General features: G+C 65.5%; 13 protein-coding genes. 10 read left to right on the forward strand and 3 right to left on the reverse strand.

Features of this window, described 5'->3' with window-relative positions; all coding sequences use genetic code 11:
- The first annotated feature begins 27 nt into the window (after nucleotides 1-27).
- The 6 genes from tsaE to trxA are packed head-to-tail and all read left to right on the forward strand — an operon-like array spanning nucleotide 28 to nucleotide 8,875.
- A complete protein-coding gene (gene tsaE / locus B6V73_RS11730) occupies nucleotides 28-522 on the forward strand; it encodes a tRNA (adenosine(37)-N6)-threonylcarbamoyltransferase complex ATPase subunit type 1 TsaE (RefSeq protein WP_088725326.1) in 495 nt (164 codons plus the stop codon).
- Entirely contained in the window at nucleotides 515-1,510 is a 996-nt protein-coding gene (locus B6V73_RS11735) for a phosphotransferase (RefSeq protein WP_088725327.1), read from the forward strand. Before tsaE ends, B6V73_RS11735 begins: the two co-directional genes overlap by 8 nt.
- Nucleotides 1,486-2,169 (forward strand): nucleotidyltransferase family protein, encoded by a 684-nt coding sequence (locus B6V73_RS11740; RefSeq protein WP_088725328.1) that lies wholly within the window; start codon nucleotides 1,486-1,488, stop codon nucleotides 2,167-2,169. The genes B6V73_RS11735 and B6V73_RS11740 overlap by 25 nt, the downstream gene beginning before the upstream one ends.
- The gene (addB, locus tag B6V73_RS11745) at nucleotides 2,162-5,113 is read left to right on the forward strand and encodes a double-strand break repair protein AddB (RefSeq protein ID WP_088725329.1); all 2,952 of its coding nucleotides are present in this window, start codon (nucleotides 2,162-2,164) and stop codon (nucleotides 5,111-5,113) included. Before B6V73_RS11740 ends, addB begins: the two co-directional genes overlap by 8 nt.
- A complete protein-coding gene (gene addA, locus B6V73_RS11750; protein ID WP_088725330.1) occupies nucleotides 5,110-8,499 on the forward strand; it encodes a double-strand break repair helicase AddA in 3,390 nt (1,129 codons plus the stop codon). The genes addB and addA overlap by 4 nt, the downstream gene beginning before the upstream one ends.
- Before the next feature lie 55 nt (nucleotides 8,500-8,554).
- Entirely contained in the window at nucleotides 8,555-8,875 is a 321-nt protein-coding gene (gene trxA / locus B6V73_RS11755; protein ID WP_075776673.1) for a thioredoxin, read from the forward strand.
- Between the two features lie 47 nt (nucleotides 8,876-8,922).
- Here the strand turns inward: trxA and B6V73_RS11760 are convergent, their stop codons facing one another.
- Nucleotides 8,923-9,828 (reverse strand): hypothetical protein, encoded by a 906-nt coding sequence (locus B6V73_RS11760; RefSeq protein WP_088725331.1) that lies wholly within the window; start codon nucleotides 9,826-9,828, stop codon nucleotides 8,923-8,925.
- Between the two features lie 93 nt (nucleotides 9,829-9,921).
- On the opposite strand from B6V73_RS11760, the gene hslV reads away from it, so the two are divergent.
- Genes hslV through B6V73_RS11780 form a run of 4 tightly spaced genes read left to right on the forward strand, consistent with a single transcriptional unit; the run spans nucleotide 9,922 to nucleotide 13,996 of the window.
- Nucleotides 9,922-10,479, forward strand: coding sequence for an ATP-dependent protease subunit HslV (hslV, locus tag B6V73_RS11765; RefSeq protein ID WP_075776671.1), 558 nt, complete (start codon nucleotides 9,922-9,924; stop codon nucleotides 10,477-10,479).
- Nucleotides 10,472-11,533, forward strand: coding sequence for a hypothetical protein (locus tag B6V73_RS11770; protein WP_088719989.1), 1,062 nt, complete (start codon nucleotides 10,472-10,474; stop codon nucleotides 11,531-11,533). The genes hslV and B6V73_RS11770 overlap by 8 nt, the downstream gene beginning before the upstream one ends.
- A 3-nt stretch (nucleotides 11,534-11,536) precedes the next feature.
- On the forward strand, nucleotides 11,537-12,844 hold the full coding sequence (gene hslU, locus B6V73_RS11775) for an ATP-dependent protease ATPase subunit HslU (protein WP_088725332.1): 1,308 nt from the start codon (nucleotides 11,537-11,539) through the stop codon (nucleotides 12,842-12,844).
- Nucleotides 12,845-12,904: 60 nt separating this feature from the next.
- Entirely contained in the window at nucleotides 12,905-13,996 is a 1,092-nt protein-coding gene (locus tag B6V73_RS11780; protein ID WP_088725333.1) for an alpha/beta fold hydrolase, read from the forward strand.
- On the opposite strand, the gene B6V73_RS11785 is transcribed toward B6V73_RS11780, so the two are convergent.
- Complete coding sequence (locus tag B6V73_RS11785; RefSeq protein ID WP_088725334.1) at nucleotides 13,993-14,586, reverse strand: Smr/MutS family protein; 594 nt, start codon at nucleotides 14,584-14,586, stop codon at nucleotides 13,993-13,995. The genes B6V73_RS11780 and B6V73_RS11785 overlap by 4 nt on opposite strands.
- Entirely contained in the window at nucleotides 14,583-15,467 is an 885-nt protein-coding gene (locus tag B6V73_RS11790; RefSeq protein WP_240496964.1) for an MltA domain-containing protein, read from the reverse strand. The genes B6V73_RS11785 and B6V73_RS11790 overlap by 4 nt, the downstream gene beginning before the upstream one ends.
- Between the last annotated feature and the right edge of the window lie 4 nt (nucleotides 15,468-15,471).

Here is a 15,471-nt window from a genome sequence, read left to right on the forward strand (position 1 = left end):
GGGCGATGCGCGCGCTAGAAGCAACCCATGCCCGCGCCGACGCACGCCCCCGTTTCAACCGAAATGCCCTGTCTCGATCTCCCTGATCCCGAGGCGACAGAGCGGCTTGGCGCGCTGTTTGCCGAATTCGCCGTGCCGGGCGATGTGCTGCTCCTCGATGGCCAGATCGGCGCCGGCAAAACCCATTTCGCGCGGGCCCTGATCCAGACGCGGCTCGGCGTGGCCGAAGACGTGCCCTCGCCGACCTTCACGCTGGTGCAGACCTACGAGGCCGATTGCGAAATCTGGCATGCTGACCTCTATCGGCTCACCGACCCCGACGAAGTTCTCGAACTCGGGCTGGATGCGGCGTTCGACAGCGCGATCTGCCTGATCGAATGGCCCGACCGGCTGGGCTCGGCGGCTCCGAAAGGGGCGCTTCGGCTGCGCTTCGAGCAAACCGAAGACGGCGCGTCGAGAAGGGTCTGTTTCGAGACTGTTACGCCTCTCGCGCAGGAAGTTCTGGAGGCATGGAATGGCTGACGAAGCCAAGGTTCATAGCTTCCTCGCCGCCGCGGGATGGCAGGACGCCGCCCGCAGCCCGCTCGCCGGAGATGCCTCCGCCCGCAGCTACGAACGCCTGACCCGCGGCGCAGATCGCGCCGTGCTGATGAAGGCCCCTGACGGCTCCGAGATCGCGCGCTTCACCCGGATCGGTGATTGGCTTGCGGAGGCGGGGTTTTCGACTCCGCGGGTGCTCGCGCGCGACGATGCGGCGGGCCTGCTGTTGCTCGAAGATTTCGGCGACGCGCTCGCGGCCCGTCACCTTGATGCGACACCCGAGGATGAGGCCGCGCTCTATGCCCTGATCACAGAATTCCTCGCCGAATTGCGCCACCACGCGCCGCCCGCAGACCTGCCGCTGCTGGACGGGTCGGCACTAGCCGAACTGCTGGATCTGGTGCCGGAGTTCTATCCCTGCACCGACCGCACCGCCGCGGATAGGCTGCAACAGGCGATCACTCGCAAATTCGACACTATTCCAGCGTGGACGCCGGTTTTGTGCCTGCGAGATTTCCATGCGGAAAACATCATTCTGCTGGATCGTCCGGGCCTGCGTCGCCTCGGTCTTCTCGACTATCAGGACGCGCTGCGCGCCCATCCCGCCTATGATCTGGTCTCCGCGTTGCAGGACGCGCGCCGCGATGTGAGCCCGCAGGTCGAGGAAGCCGAAGTTGCCCACTACTGCGCGCTGACCGAGGCCGACACTGGCGCGTTCCACCTCGCCTACCGGCTGCTCGGTCTGCAACGTGCCATGCGCATTCTTGGAATTTTCGCGCGGCTTTGTGTCCGGGATGGGAAGCCGCAATATCTTGAGTTTATGGCGCGCGTCTACGACTATATCTCGCGTAACCTCTCCAGTCCGGCTCTTGCGGATCTGGCAGAGCTCTTCCACGCCGCCTATCCTGCGCCCGACCCGAATTTGATTGCTGATTTGAGACGAAAATGCCCGACCAGCCAGACGCCTTGATGCTCTTTGCCGCCGGTTTCGGCACGCGCATGGGTGCGCTGACGCAAAACCGGCCGAAACCGATGATCGAAGTCGCGGGGCGGCCCTTGATCGATCACGCGCTCGACCTTGCGCGGGCAGGCGGGGCGCGGCGGCTCGTGGCCAATGTCCATTACCTTGCTGATCAGGTGATCGCGCATCTGGCCGGTCAGGACGTCGCGATCTCGGATGAGCGCGACGAGATTCTGGAAACCGGCGGCGGGCTGCGCAAGGCGCTGCCGCTGCTGGGCGAAGGGCCGGTGATGACGTTAAATACAGATGCGGTCTGGACCGGCGAGAACCCCGTGGCCCGGCTGCGCGAAGCCTGGCAACCAGAGGACATGTCGGCGCTTCTGATGCTGGTGCGGCCAGAGAATGCCCGCGGCCATGCGGGTGCGGGCGATTTCGCAATGGATGAAACCGGTCGGCTGAGACGCGGGCCGGGCTATGTCTATACCGGCGCGCAGATGCTGAATCCTGCTGGAATAGGGTCTATCTCCGAGCAGAAATTCTCGCTGAACCTCCTTTGGGATGAGATGATCGCGGCGGGGCGTGTCTTCGGGCTCGTGCATGACGGGGGGTGGTGCGATGTCGGACGACCCGAGTCTATTCCGCTGGCCGAGGCGATGCTCGATGAGTGACGGCGCTGCCTCCGTCTACTCCCTCCCGCCCGGCGTCGATTTCCCCCGTGCGCTGGTAGCGGGCCTACGAGCGCGCTTCGCCGACAAGCCGCCCGAGGCACTGGCGCGTGTCACGCTCTATCTGAACTCTGGACGGATGCGTCGCCGTGTGCGCGAGATCTTCCTCGAAAGCGGCGCGCTCTACCTGCCGCGTCTGCTATTGGTGAGCGATCTCGGGGCAGATCCGCTCGCGGGTCTGCCGCTGCCCGTGCCCCCGCTGCGCCGCAAGTTGGAACTGGCCCAGTTCGTCGAGCAACTCACCCGCGCCATGCCTGAATTCGAAGCCGGCGCGAGCCAGTTCGCGCTGGCCGAGAGCCTCTATTCTCTCCTCGCAGAGATGAAGAGCGAGGGCGTCCATATCGACGATCTCGATCAGCTCGAACTGACCGAGACCCATGCCCGGCACTGGCAGGAGAGCCTGCGCTTCATCCGGATCATTGCGCGCTATTTCGACAACGAAGTCGAACTGGACCGCGAGAGCCGTCAGCGGATGGTCGTCGAGGCAGTAATCGAGCGCTGGCGCGAAAGCCCGCCTGCCGATCCGGTGATCGTCGCGGGCTCGACCGGTTCGCACGGGGCGACCTCGCTCTTCATGCAGGCGGTCGCGCGGTTGGAAAACGGGTCGATCGTGCTCCCCGGCTTCGACCGCGACATGACGCAGGCGGCGTGGGATAGTCTCTACTCCGGCCCATTTCCGCTCGAGGACCACCCGCAGTTCCGCTATCGCAGCTTGCTCGATAAGCTCGGGCTCTCGGCGGAGGACGTCGTCGATTGGGACGAGATCTCCGCGCCGGACCCGGACCGCAATCGCCTCCTTTCGCTGGCGCTGCGACCGGCGCCGGTTACCGACCAATGGCGGCGCGAAGGCGCTGGGCTGGGTCCGCTCGTTCCAGCCTGCAAGGGCCTGTCCCTGATCGAAGCGCGCGATCCGCGCCATGAGGCGCTGGCGATCGCGCTCGCGCTGCGCGATGCGGTCGAGCGGGGCGTCAGTTCGGCCCTGATTACGCCGGACCGTCTTCTGGCGCGCCGCGTGGCGGCGGCGCTCGACCGATGGGGCCTGGTGCCCGACGACAGTGCGGGTCAGCCACTGCAGCAGACAGCGGCGGGGCGCTTCCTGCGTCAGGTCGCGGCGATGCGGGCGCGTCCCGTCGGGATCGCCGATCTGATCGCGTTGCTGAAACATCCGTTGACCGCGACCGGCGACGCGGAACGCGGGCCGCACTTGCGCAACACGCGCGAACTGGAGCTTCGCCTGCGCCGCTACGGGCCCGCTTTCCCGGATCGGGACAGTCTCACGAAATGGGCAGAAAAAGACCCCAACTCACGGGAATCCTGGGCGCATTGGCTCTGCGATATTCTCGAGGATTTCGCCGCACCTTCTGCGGTCGCGCTGTCCGATCATGTGGAGCAGCACTTCCGGCTCGCCGAACGGGTCGCCGCCGGACCGAGTGCCGCGACCGAGACCAGCGAGCTGTGGCGCGAGGCCGCAGGGCGCGAGGCGCGCCGCCTGATGGAAGACCTGCGTAGCCAGTCCGGCTTCGGCGGGCATCTCGGCGCGCTCGATTACGCCGATCTTGTCAACCGGCACCTCCAGAGCGGGCTCGTGCGGCAGACGCTCGCCGCGCACCCGCTGATCGCGATCTGGGGGACGCTGGAAGCGCGCGCGCAGGGGGCCGAACTGGTGATCTGTGGCGGGCTGAACGAGGGAAGCTGGCCGGAGGCGCCAGCTCCCGATCCATGGTTCAGCCGGCAAATGCGGCTGGAATCGGGTCTATTGCTGCCCGAAAGGCAGGTCGGCCTGTCCGCGCACGACTTCCAGCAAGCGGTCGCCGGGCCGCAAGTAATCCTGTCGAGATGCGCGCGGGATGCGGAGGCGCAGACGATCCCGTCGCGCTGGCTCAACCGGCTTTTGAACCTAGTCGACGGCCTTCCCGATCAAGGCGGCACCGAGGCGCTGGCCGAGATGCGCGGGCGCGGCAAGCGCTGGCTCGACCTGGCGGACGCGCTCGAGACGCCGCGGATCACGCTGCAGCCTGCCAAACGCCCGTCGCCACGTCCGCCGGTCGACGTGCGCCCGCGCGAGTTGCCTGTCACCGCGATCGAGACCCTGATCCGCGACCCCTACGACATTTACGCGAAGCGCATCCTGAGACTGCGAGTGCTCGATCCGCTGCGCCCCGAGCCCGATGCCTTGCTGCGGGGACAGGTGCTGCACCAGATCGTCGAAACCTTCGTGAAGACCTATGACGAGGCGGCCACGATCGAAGCGGCGCAGGCGCGTCTGATGGAGATCGCTGAGGAGGTGATGACCCGGGACATTCCGTGGCCCAGTGCGCAGCGCATCTGGCTCGCAAGGGTCCGGGGGATCGCCGAGACTTTCTGCCGGGCCGAGGCCGAGCGGCGCGCGCAAGGCGCGCCCATGGTGATAGAGAAAAAAGGCTCTGTTTCACTGCAAAAGCCGATTTTCACTCTGACCGCGAAGCCCGACCGGATCGACATTCTCGAGGACGGGCGCGCGTGGATCTACGACTACAAAACCGGCACGCCACCTTCCGAGCGAGAGGTGATGGCCTTCAACAAACAGATGCTTCTGGAGGCGGCGATGGTCGGGCGCGGGGCCTTCGAGGCGATCGGACCGCGCGAGGTCGCGGGCATGTCCTATGTGCGGCTGGGCGGCGACGGCGCCACCACGCAGATCAAGGGCAAATCCGGGGATCGCAGCGAGACGCCCGAGGAGAGCTGGGAGAAATTCCGCAAGCTGATCACGCGCTATTTCGAGCCGACGCAGGGCTTCACCGCGCGGCGCGCTCCGCAGAAGGCCCGGGCGCGGACGGATTACGATCAGGTTTCGCGCTTCGGGGAATGGGATGTCACCGATGAGGCCGAGGGGGAGGACGTGTCATGACCCATCCGGCCAGCCTAAGACAGCATCAGGCGTCGCAACCGGACAGCTCGGTCTGGCTTGCCGCGAATGCGGGCTCGGGCAAGACCAAGGTGCTGACCGACCGCGTCGCGCGCATGCTTTTGGCCGGAACAGAGCCTCAACGCATCCTGTGCCTGACCTACACCAAGGCCGCCGCGGCGGAGATGCAGAACCGTCTGATCGGTTTGCTGGGCGGCTGGGCGATGATGGACGAGGCGAAGCTGCGCGAGAAGCTGCGTGCCCTCGGTGCCGACGAGGCGCTGTCGGCCGAGGATCTGGCGAAAGCGCGGCGGCTGTTCGCCAAGGCGATCGAGACGCCGGGCGGCCTGAAGATCCAGACCATCCACGCCTTCTGCGCCGGGCTTCTGCGTCGCTTCCCGCTCGAGGCGAAAGTCTCGCCCGGATTCTCGGAGATGGACGACCGCGCCGGGGAATTGATGCGCGAGGATATCCTCGAGGAGATCGCGACCGGCCCGGATTGCGACCGGCTCGATGCGTTGCTGGGCGTCTATTCCGGTGAGGACCTGACCACCCTCGCAGCCGAAATAAGCCGGAATAGGGTCGGTTTTGCAGGCGATCGGGGCTTGCCCGATCTGCTGGAAGCCTACGATCTGCCGCGGGATATGACCGAAGAGGCGCTGCTGTCCGAGGTCTTCGACGACGGCGATCTGAAGATGATCCGCGACGTCGCGCCCGCGTTCCTCGCGAGTTCAAAGAACGATCAGCGCGTCGGCGCGGGGTTGGCGGCGGCGCGTACCCGCGATCTGGACGCTGTGCAGGCGCTGCAAGACGTGCTTTGCGTCAAGAAACCGAAGGAGGGCCCGCCCTATCAGCCCAAGCTCGACAAGGTCGCCACCAAGGCGCTTGCGAAATCGCTGGGCGACGGCACGATGGCGGCGCTGTCCGATCTGTCCGAGCGCGTCTCCGAGAACCGTCCCCGCCGCCTCGCCTTCGTCGCGGCGAAACGCGCCCATGCGTTGCACCGGTTCGCGCAGGTCTTCCTGCCGCGGCTCGACGCCTATAAGGCCGCGCGCGGCTGGCTCGATTTCGACGATCTGATCGACCGCGCGGCGTCGCTCCTGGATGAGCCGTCGGTGGCGCAATGGGTGCTGTTCCGCCTTGACGGTGGGATTGACCATATCCTTGTCGACGAGGCGCAGGATACGAGCCCCCGGCAATGGCGGGTGATCGAGCGGATCGCCGAGGAATTCACCTCCGGCGAAGGCGCGCATAAGGGCGAGCGCACGTTGTTTGTGGTGGGCGACCGCAAGCAGTCGATCTATTCCTTCCAAGGGGCCGATCTTCAGCAATTCGAGGAAATGCGCGCCCATTTCGCCCGAAAATTCGCGGATATCGGACGTTCGCTCGCGCCGCTGGAGCTGGAACATTCCTTCCGATCATCCGCCGCTGTGCTGCGTTCCGTGGACCTAGCATTCGCGCGCGGGGCCGAGCAGGGCCTGGGCGGGGCGCCCTCGCATATCGCCTTCCACGAGGCGCTTCCGGGCCGCGTCGATCTGTGGCCCGCGATCGAGTCGGTAAAGACCGATGACGAGGACGATTGGGAGAGTCCGGTCGATCTGACCAGCGCGGAATCTGCGATTTCGCAGCTGTCGCGCATGATCGCCGCCGAGATTTCCGCGATGATCGCGCAAGGTGTGCAAATCCCCGATCACGAGGCGCCCGGCGGCGCCCGCCCGGTGCATGAGGGCGATTTTCTGATCCTCGTGCGGCGTCGCTCGGAACTGTTTTCCGAGATCATTCGCGCCTGCAAGTCGATCGGGCTCGCGGTCGCGGGGGCGGATCGCCTGAAGCTCGGTGCGGAGCTTGCGGTGCGTGACATCCGCTCGCTACTGAGCTTCCTCGCGACGCCGGAGGACGATCTGTCGCTGGCGGAGGCGTTGCGCTCGCCGCTGCTGAACTGGTCCGAGCAGGAGCTTTACCAACTCGCGCAGCCCCGGAAGGGCTATCTCTGGGAGGCGCTCCGCCGTGGCGAGATGCGCCCTGATACGCAGGAGATGCTGAAAGATCTGCGCGATCACTCGGATTTCCTGCGGCCATTCGAGCTGATCGAACGCCTGCTGACCCGGCATGGCGGGCGCGAGCGGCTTCTGGCGCGGCTTGGCCCCGAGGCGGAGGACGGGATCGACGAGCTGATCTCGCAGGCTCTGGCGTTCGAGCGCAATGAAGTGCCGAGCCTGACCGGCTTCCTCGGCTGGCTCGATGCGGATGACGTGCAGGTGAAGCGGCAGCTAGACGGGGCAGGGCGCGCGATCCGGGTGATGACGGTCCACGGCTCGAAAGGGCTCGAGGCGCCGATCGTGATATTGCCCGATACGGCGAAGAAAAAAGAGCCTAATCCGCCTAAAATCCTGCGTCTGGACAATGGTGTCGCGGGGCTGCGGCAGCCAGCGCCGGACGCGCCAGAGGCCCAGCTTTCCGCCGCGGGAAAAGAGACGACCGCCCGCGCGGAAGAGGCGCAGCGACTTCTCTACGTCGCGATGACGCGGGCGGAGAAATGGCTGATCGTGGCCGCAGCGGGCGAGGTCGGCGAGGGCGACGAGACCTGGTATAGCCGGATGAAATCGGGCCTCGAAGCTGCCGGGACCGAGGACGTCACGGGCCTTTCCAAACCGCTGCAAGAACTGGGCGAGTTCCCTCGCCACGCGACCGGCACATGGCCCGAAAACGCTGCGGCGCCAGCAGCCGCGGAGGAGGTCACGCGACTGGATCTACCCGCATGGAGCCTCAAGCCGGCAGCTGCCATCGAGCCCCCGCCGCGCCCGCTTTCGCCCTCCGATCTGGGCGGAGCCAAGGCTCTGTTCGGTGATGGCGAGACGATGGACGAAGACGAGGCGCTGCGGCACGGGCGCAACCTGCACCGGCTTCTCGAGCATCTGCCGGAACGGCCGCGCGACCAGTGGGAAGACCTTGCCGAACTCTTGCTGTCCGAGGGCGAGGATGCGCTGCTTCCGGGTGAAATAGAGCCTGTTTTGGCCGAAGCTGTTCGCGTGCTCGAAGCGCCGGGCATGGCGGCCTGGCTGGGGCCGGACTGTCTGGCGGAGGTCGAGATCACCGCCGCGCTGGAGGAATTCGGCGGCCAGCGAATTCACGGTTTCCTCGACCGTCTGCGGATTGATGCCGAAGGGGTTCACATTCTCGATTACAAATCCAACCGCATCGTCCCCCCGTCGCCCGATCAGGTGCCCGACGGGATCGTGCGACAGATGGCCGCCTATCGCGCGGCGCTACGCCAGATTCACCCCGGACGCACGATTACCTGCGCGATCCTGTGGACACAGGACGGAACGATCATGCCGCTCGCAGATGCACAGCTAGACGGGAGCTTGCGCACGCCCACTGTATCTTGACGCCGCCGGGGGCGGAACTTACCTTCCTTGCCGACCCAATATTCAGGAGGCTGACATGGCTACCGTTGCTGTTACCGACGCCACTTTCGATCAGGAAGTGCGTAAGTCCGACGTTCCCGTCGTGGTGGATTTCTGGGCTGAATGGTGCGGCCCCTGCCGCATGATCGGCCCGTCGCTCGAAGAGATTGCCGAGGAAATGTCCGGCAAGATCAAGGTCGTGAAAGTGAACGTCGACGAGAACCCCGACAGCCCGGCGACGCTGGGTGTTCGCGGCATCCCCGCCCTGTTCCTGTTCAAGGATGGCGAGGTCGTCTCGAACAAGATCGGCGCAGCCCCGAAAGCGGCGCTGCAAAGCTGGATCAACGAATCGATCTGATCTGCGGATCAGGTTTGACGGAAAAGGGCGCTCTCGGGCGCCTTTTTTCATATCGGCCAGCCGAAATGGCGAAGCCGGGAGCGCAGGCGGTCCTCGAATTCGGGGCGGCCTGCGTTGAGCGATTGGAGTTGCAGGAACCAGTAGAGGTAGCGCGCCACGGGCGGCGTCTCGCGCAGTTTCTCGAAAGCGGCCTCGATCCCGTCGCGCGGCACCGATCCGGCGATGTGGTGGAAATCCGACAGGCCGAACAGGATCGCCGGTTTGCGCAGGAAAAACCCTTCCAGCGCGAGCGCGCTGTTTTGTGTGGCGACGAAGCGGCAGCGGCGGAGCAGTTCGCGGGAACCGCCGGACTGGAAGCGAAAGCGTGGGTGACGGGCCGAGATCGCCTCCAGCGCCTCGATTCCGCGCGCTGTGTAATCCTCGTTCGGGTGCAGCGTGGCCACGACCGGGCCGGAATGACGGGCCAGCACCTCCTCGATCATCTGCACCGGGCTCACCGACTGGAACGAGCGGTGGTCCAGCAGTCGCCCTTGCAGCGGAATGAAGGCCAGATCCTCCTCATCGGACGGTTTTACGCCGGGATAGAGCCTGTTTCGCGTGGAAAAGAAGAATTGCGCGGCGGCGTCTCCATCCACCTCATCGGCATCGAACGCCGCCTGAGCGACCGGCCAATCCCACCGTTCCGCCTCCGCCTCGACATGCCAGAACGCCCCCACATAGGTCCGTCGGCAGGTCAGCGCCCGCGCATGGGTCGGCGGCTCCATCCGGTAAAGCGCATAGCCTTCGCGTGCAGGGACCGCCGCGCGCGCCTCGGGGCCGGTCCGGTGCAGGCTAACGGTCCAATCCGCCGCCTCCACCGCCCCGATCAGCCGCTTGAAGAAATTGTGTTCGCCAGCCCGGACCTGCTCCAGAATCCAGTCATCGAGATAGATCGAAAGGTGCTGCGCGCTCATGCGGTGACGCTAGCCGCAGGCTCCCGCACCGGCAAGCGGGGTTGCAGCCCCGGCCTGCGGGTTACATATCTTTGGCGCAAACGGAGGACTATTATGGCCGAAGAGAAATTCCCGGGCTGGCACGGCACGACGATCATCGGCATCCGCAAGGGTGGTAAAGTGGTGGTCGCGGGCGACGGGCAGGTCAGCCTTGGCCAGACCGTCATCAAGGGCTCGGCGCGCAAGGTGCGCCGCCTGAGCCCCGGCGGTCACGACATCGTCGCGGGCTTCGCAGGCTCGACCGCGGATGCGTTCACCCTGCTGGAGCGGCTCGAGAAGAAGCTCGAGGCTTCGCCCGGTCAGCTGATGCGCGGCTGTGTTGAACTCGCGAAGGATTGGCGCACGGACAAATATCTGCGCAATCTCGAAGCGATGCTGATCGTGACCGATGGCAAGGATCTTTACGTCCTGACCGGCGCGGGTGACGTGCTGGAGCCGGAACACGGCATCGCCGCGATCGGCTCGGGCGGCAACTTCGCCCTCGCCGCGGCCCGCGGGCTGATGGAAACCGATCTCGACGCCGAGGCGGTGGCCCGCAAGGCGATGGAGATCGCGTCGGACATTTGCGTCTACACCAATGGCAACCTGACGGTGGAGAGCATCGGTGGCTGAGCTGACGCGCGACGATCTGCGTGCGGCGGTCGCGGCTGGCCATATCAGCGAGGCGCAGGCCGCCTCGGTGATGGCGCTGGCGAGCAACCGCCTCGCCGGTCGCGCGGCCCTTCCCGCCGAGGACGAACCCTTCGAGCTGTTCAAAGGCTTTGCCGAAATCTTCGTGACCGTCGGCCTCGGCATCCTGATCTTCGGGTCGTTCGGCTTCCTCCTCTTCGCGGGCGGCAAGCTGGGTTACGCGATGCTGATCCCGTTGATTGCGTTGCTGGGGGAATATTTCACCCGCAAGCGCCGGATGGTGCTGCCCTCGATCCTGCTGACGCTCACGCTGGGCGGGGCAGTTCTGGCGAGCTTCCTCGGGATTCCGATCCTCGGGATGCGCTTTGTCACCCAAGACCCGAACTTCGATCTCGCACTGGTCGCGACCGCCGTGGCGCTGATCGCGTGGTTCCTGCGCTACCGGGTGCCGTTCTCGATGTTCCTCGTGGGGCTTTGCGGGCTGGGCCTGCTGCTGTCCTTCGCGAAGGGCTTCGACCCCGAGGCGCCGATCTCAAAAACGGTCGACCTGTTCGATCTGTCCAACGGCTCGGCGCTGTCGCTGGCGATGCTGGTCTTCGGGCTCTTGGCGCTCGCAGGTGGCATCTGGTTCGACATGCGCGACCCGCATCGGCTGGGTCGGCAATCGGCCTCGGGCTTCTGGCTGCACGTTCTGGCAGCCCCCGCGCTGGTCAACACGCTCGCTCTGACCTTCTACAAGATGGGGCCGGGGACGGGCTATGTGCTGCTGCTCGCCACGCTGGCCGTGTTCGCCGCGTTGGCGCTGATCATCGACCGGCGCTCCTTCTTCACGGCCGGGATCGGCTACATGATCTTTCTCAGCTTCTATGCCTTCGGCAATGCCACCGATCCGCGCAGCTGGTGGATCACGCTGATCCTGATCGGCCTCTTTCTCACCGCGCTCGGCTCGTTCTGGACCGAGCTGCGCACGCGCCTGATGCGCGCGCTTCCCAATTTCCCCGGCAAGCATCGCCTGCCGCCCTATGCCACGGAGTAATCCATGACCGATCTGACCCCCCGCGAAATCGTCTCGGAACTCGACCGTTTCATCATCGGCCAGAAAGACGCCAAGCGCGCCGTCGCCGTTGCGCTGCGCAACCGTTGGCGCCGTCAGCAACTGCCCGACGATCTGCGCGAAGAGGTCTATCCGAAGAACATCCTGATGATCGGCCCGACCGGCGTCGGCAAGACCGAGATCTCGCGCCGTCTGGCGAAACTGGCCCGCGCGCCGTTCCTGAAGGTCGAAGCGACGAAGTTCACCGAAGTGGGCTATGTCGGCCGTGACGTGGAGCAGATCATCCGCGACCTGGCCGATGTCGCGATGGTCCAGACCCGCGAGTATATGCGCGAAGAGGTGAAGGCGAAGGCGCATCAGGCCGCCGAGGATCGCGTGATCGCCGCGCTCGCCGGCACCGATGCGCGCGAAAGCACCCGCGAGATGTTCCGCAAGAAGCTGCGCGACGGCGAGCTCGACGGCAAGATCATCGAGCTGGACGTGGCCGATCAGTCCGGTGGGATGCCGCTCGGGATGATGGGCGGTCAGCCGGGTATGGAGCAGCAGATGCAGGGGCTTCAGGACCTGTTCAAAGCCTTCGGCGGCAATCGCACCACGCGGCGCAAGATGACCGTCTCGGAAAGCTACGAGGTGCTGATCTCGGAAGAGGCCGACAAGCTTCTGGACGACGAGACGGTGAAGACCGCGGCACTCGAAGCCGTTCAGCATTCCGGCATGGTCTTCATCGACGAGATCGACAAGGTCACGGCGCGCTCGGATGCGCGTGGGGCCGATGTCTCGCGCGAAGGCGTGCAGCGCGACCTGCTGCCGCTGATCGAAGGGACGACCGTTTCGACCAAGCTCGGCCCGGTGAAGACCGACCATATCCTGTTCATCGCCTCGGGCGCGTTCCATATCGCTAAGCCGTCCGACCTGCTGCCTGAATTGCAGGGTCGTCTGCCGATCCGCGTGGAGTTGCAGGCGCTGACCGAGCAGGACTTCACGCGCATCCTGTCGGAGACCGACAACGCGCTGACCCGGCAGTATCAGGCGCTGATGAAGACCGAAGAGGTCGAGGTCGCCTTCACGGAGGATGGTATCGCGGCGCTCGCCCGGATCGCGGCAGAGGTCAATCGCTCGGTCGAGAATATCGGCGCCAGAAGGCTCTATACCGTCATGGAACGCGTGTTCGAGGAGCTGTCCTTCACCGCGCCCGACCGTGGCGGACAAAGCGTCACCGTCGACGCGGGTTTCGTCGAGAAAGAGCTCGGCGATCTGACCCGCGACACCGATCTGAGCCGCTACGTCCTCTAGGGCACTGGCACCCCGCGCGCGCTCTGGTATCCTCCTGCGGGATGATGCAAGGCACGGGCGATGGCGCGGTTTCTGATCGTAATCTTGATGCTGAGCTTGGCCGCCTGCGCACCGCGCGGGCGGCTTGCCTATCTCGATCACCCGGTCGCCGATGCGCGGTCTATTTTCGTGGGCTCGACACGGGCGCCTGACCCGCAGACCGGCCAGCCCTTCGGCACCGCGCGAAGTCAGCATCTGCGGCTCGCGCGGTTCGATGTCGCCACACCGCCGGATCGCAAGGTGGCCGAAATTTCTTATCCGTTGACCGACACTGCGCCGGTCGATCCCCATAAGCAGTTCCTCGTCTCGCAATCCGAGATCGACATGCCTCGATCCGCCTTCCAGTCGGAGCTGCGCACGGCGCTGCGCAAACATGACGGACAGGCGGTGCTGTTCGTCCACGGTTTCAACAACTCCTTCGCCGAAGGCCTGTACCGGATGGCGCAGATGGGCGCGGATTTCGATCTGCCCGGCGTGATGGTGCATTACTCCTGGCCGTCGCGGGCGAATGTGCTGGGCTATGCCTACGACCGGGACTCGGTGCTCTTCGCGCGCGATGGGCTGGAGGAATTGATCGACGATCTGAACGCGGCGGGGGCGAAACGCATCCTGATCGTAGCGCATTCTCTGGGCTCGGAATTGGTGATGGAGGTGCTGCGTCAGGAGGCGATTGCGCATAAACAGGGTCGATTTTCGACGATTTCCGGGGTGGTCCTGATCTCGCCCGACATTGCGGTGGATGTGTTCAAGACGCAGGCCGACGCGATCGGTACCTTGCCGACGCCATTCATAATCTTCACCTCCTCGAAGGACAGAGCGCTGCAGCTGTCGGCGCGGCTGACGGGCAAGCGTGACCGGCTCGGCAATCTCGAAGATGTCTCCCGCATCGCACGCTACAGGGTGACGGTGATCAACGTCTCGGCCTTCAATACCGGGGACGGCCATTTCAACGTCGTCACGTCGCCCGCGCTGATCCGGCTGCTCGACAGCGCGCAGCAGGTGGCGCAGGTGCTCGAGGTGGAACAGCTGGGGCGCACGGGGCTGGGCGATGCGGTGGTGCTGACGGTCGAGAACACGACGCAGATCATCCTCGCGCCGATTTCGGGCGGTTAGTGCATTCGCCGCAGATAGACGTAATAGGCGCCCGCGCCGCCATGTTTCAGATGTGCCTCGTTGATCTGCATGACGGCGGGCGCGAGCGGCATCATCCGCAACCAGTGCGGCACCTGATGGCGCAAAACGCCGACGCGCCGCGGGATCGGGCCGTCATCGTCGCCCCGCTTGCCCTTGCCCGTGATCACAAGCACCAGCCGCTTGCCGTGGCTTTGCGAATTCAGGATGAAGCGGATCAGTTCGGGATGCGCTTCGGCCAGAGTCAGCCCGTGCAGGTCGAGCACCCCTTCGGGTTTCAGCTTGCCGCGGGTCATCGCCTTATGCGCCTTGCGGTCCATCGTGACCGGTTGGCGCGCAAGATGCTCGCCCGGCTCCGGGGCCAGATCGTGACGGCTGGACGAAGGCTTTGCGTGCTGACCCAGCTCGAAGCTGCGTAGACCTTCGGCCTTCGGTTTCGGCTTGGGTTTGGGCGCAAGAAAAGACTCTAATTCGGCTCGATCGGCCTTTTTGGGGCGGTAATTCTCGGTGGTCGCCGCCACGCGATCCCAAAGCGCGCGCTCCTCGGGGCTGAGTTTGCGTTTGCGGCTCATGCGCGCCTCCGCAAGCCGATCATCCGGCCCTTGGTGTTGATCGCGCCTGCGATGCGCCCGGCATCCGCGCCGGTGCCGATGAAGAGATCACCGCGTCCCGCGCCCTTGATCGCAGAGCCCACATCCTGCGCCACCATCAACCGCTGCCCGAAGCCAGGGCAGTCGATCCAGACCGGGCTGCCCAGCGGCACGACCTCGGGGTCCACGGCGAGGCTGCGTCTTGCGCTCACCGGACGCCCCATCGCGCCCAGGGGGCCGGTATCACCCGGGATATCCAGCACCCGGAAGAACACGAAAGACGGATTGTGGTTCAGCAGCTCCTGCAACTGATCGGGGTTCTCGGCGGCCCAGCGTCGGATGAACTCGGGCGTCATCTCCTGGGCCGGGGCCGCGCCGCGCGCGATCAGCTCCTTGCCGATGGAGCGGTAGGGATGCCCGTTCTTGCCGTCGAAGCCGAGCCGCAGGCTGTCGCCATCCGCAAACCGCACCCGCAGCGAGCCTTGCACCTGCGCGAGATAGGCCTCGATCGGGCTCTCGAGCCAGACCAGCTCGCGCCCCGCCAGCAGATCGCCCGCGGCGATCTCGGCGCGGGTGTACCAAGGCGAATTAGACCCTATTTCAGCCGGTTTCGCATAAAGCGGCCAGGCGAAGCGGTCGGATTTCTCGCGCGCGCCGGGCAGTTCGGGTTCGTAATACCCAGTGAAATGGGCAGCGCCCTCTGGGGCTATTTCATAGGGGGCGAAATAGGTCTCGAAAGCGGCTCGGGCGTCGTCCAGCCCGGCGGTGTCCATCCCGTAGAGATCGGCCGTAACGCAAAACGCCGCCCAAGCGGCGGCGTGATCGTCCCGGGCCCAGCCGGGAATATCTTCGAAGGACAGCACTGGC

Source organism: Thioclava sp. JM3 (assembly GCF_002213185.1).
GTDB lineage: Bacteria > Pseudomonadota > Alphaproteobacteria > Rhodobacterales > Rhodobacteraceae > Thioclava > Thioclava nitratireducens.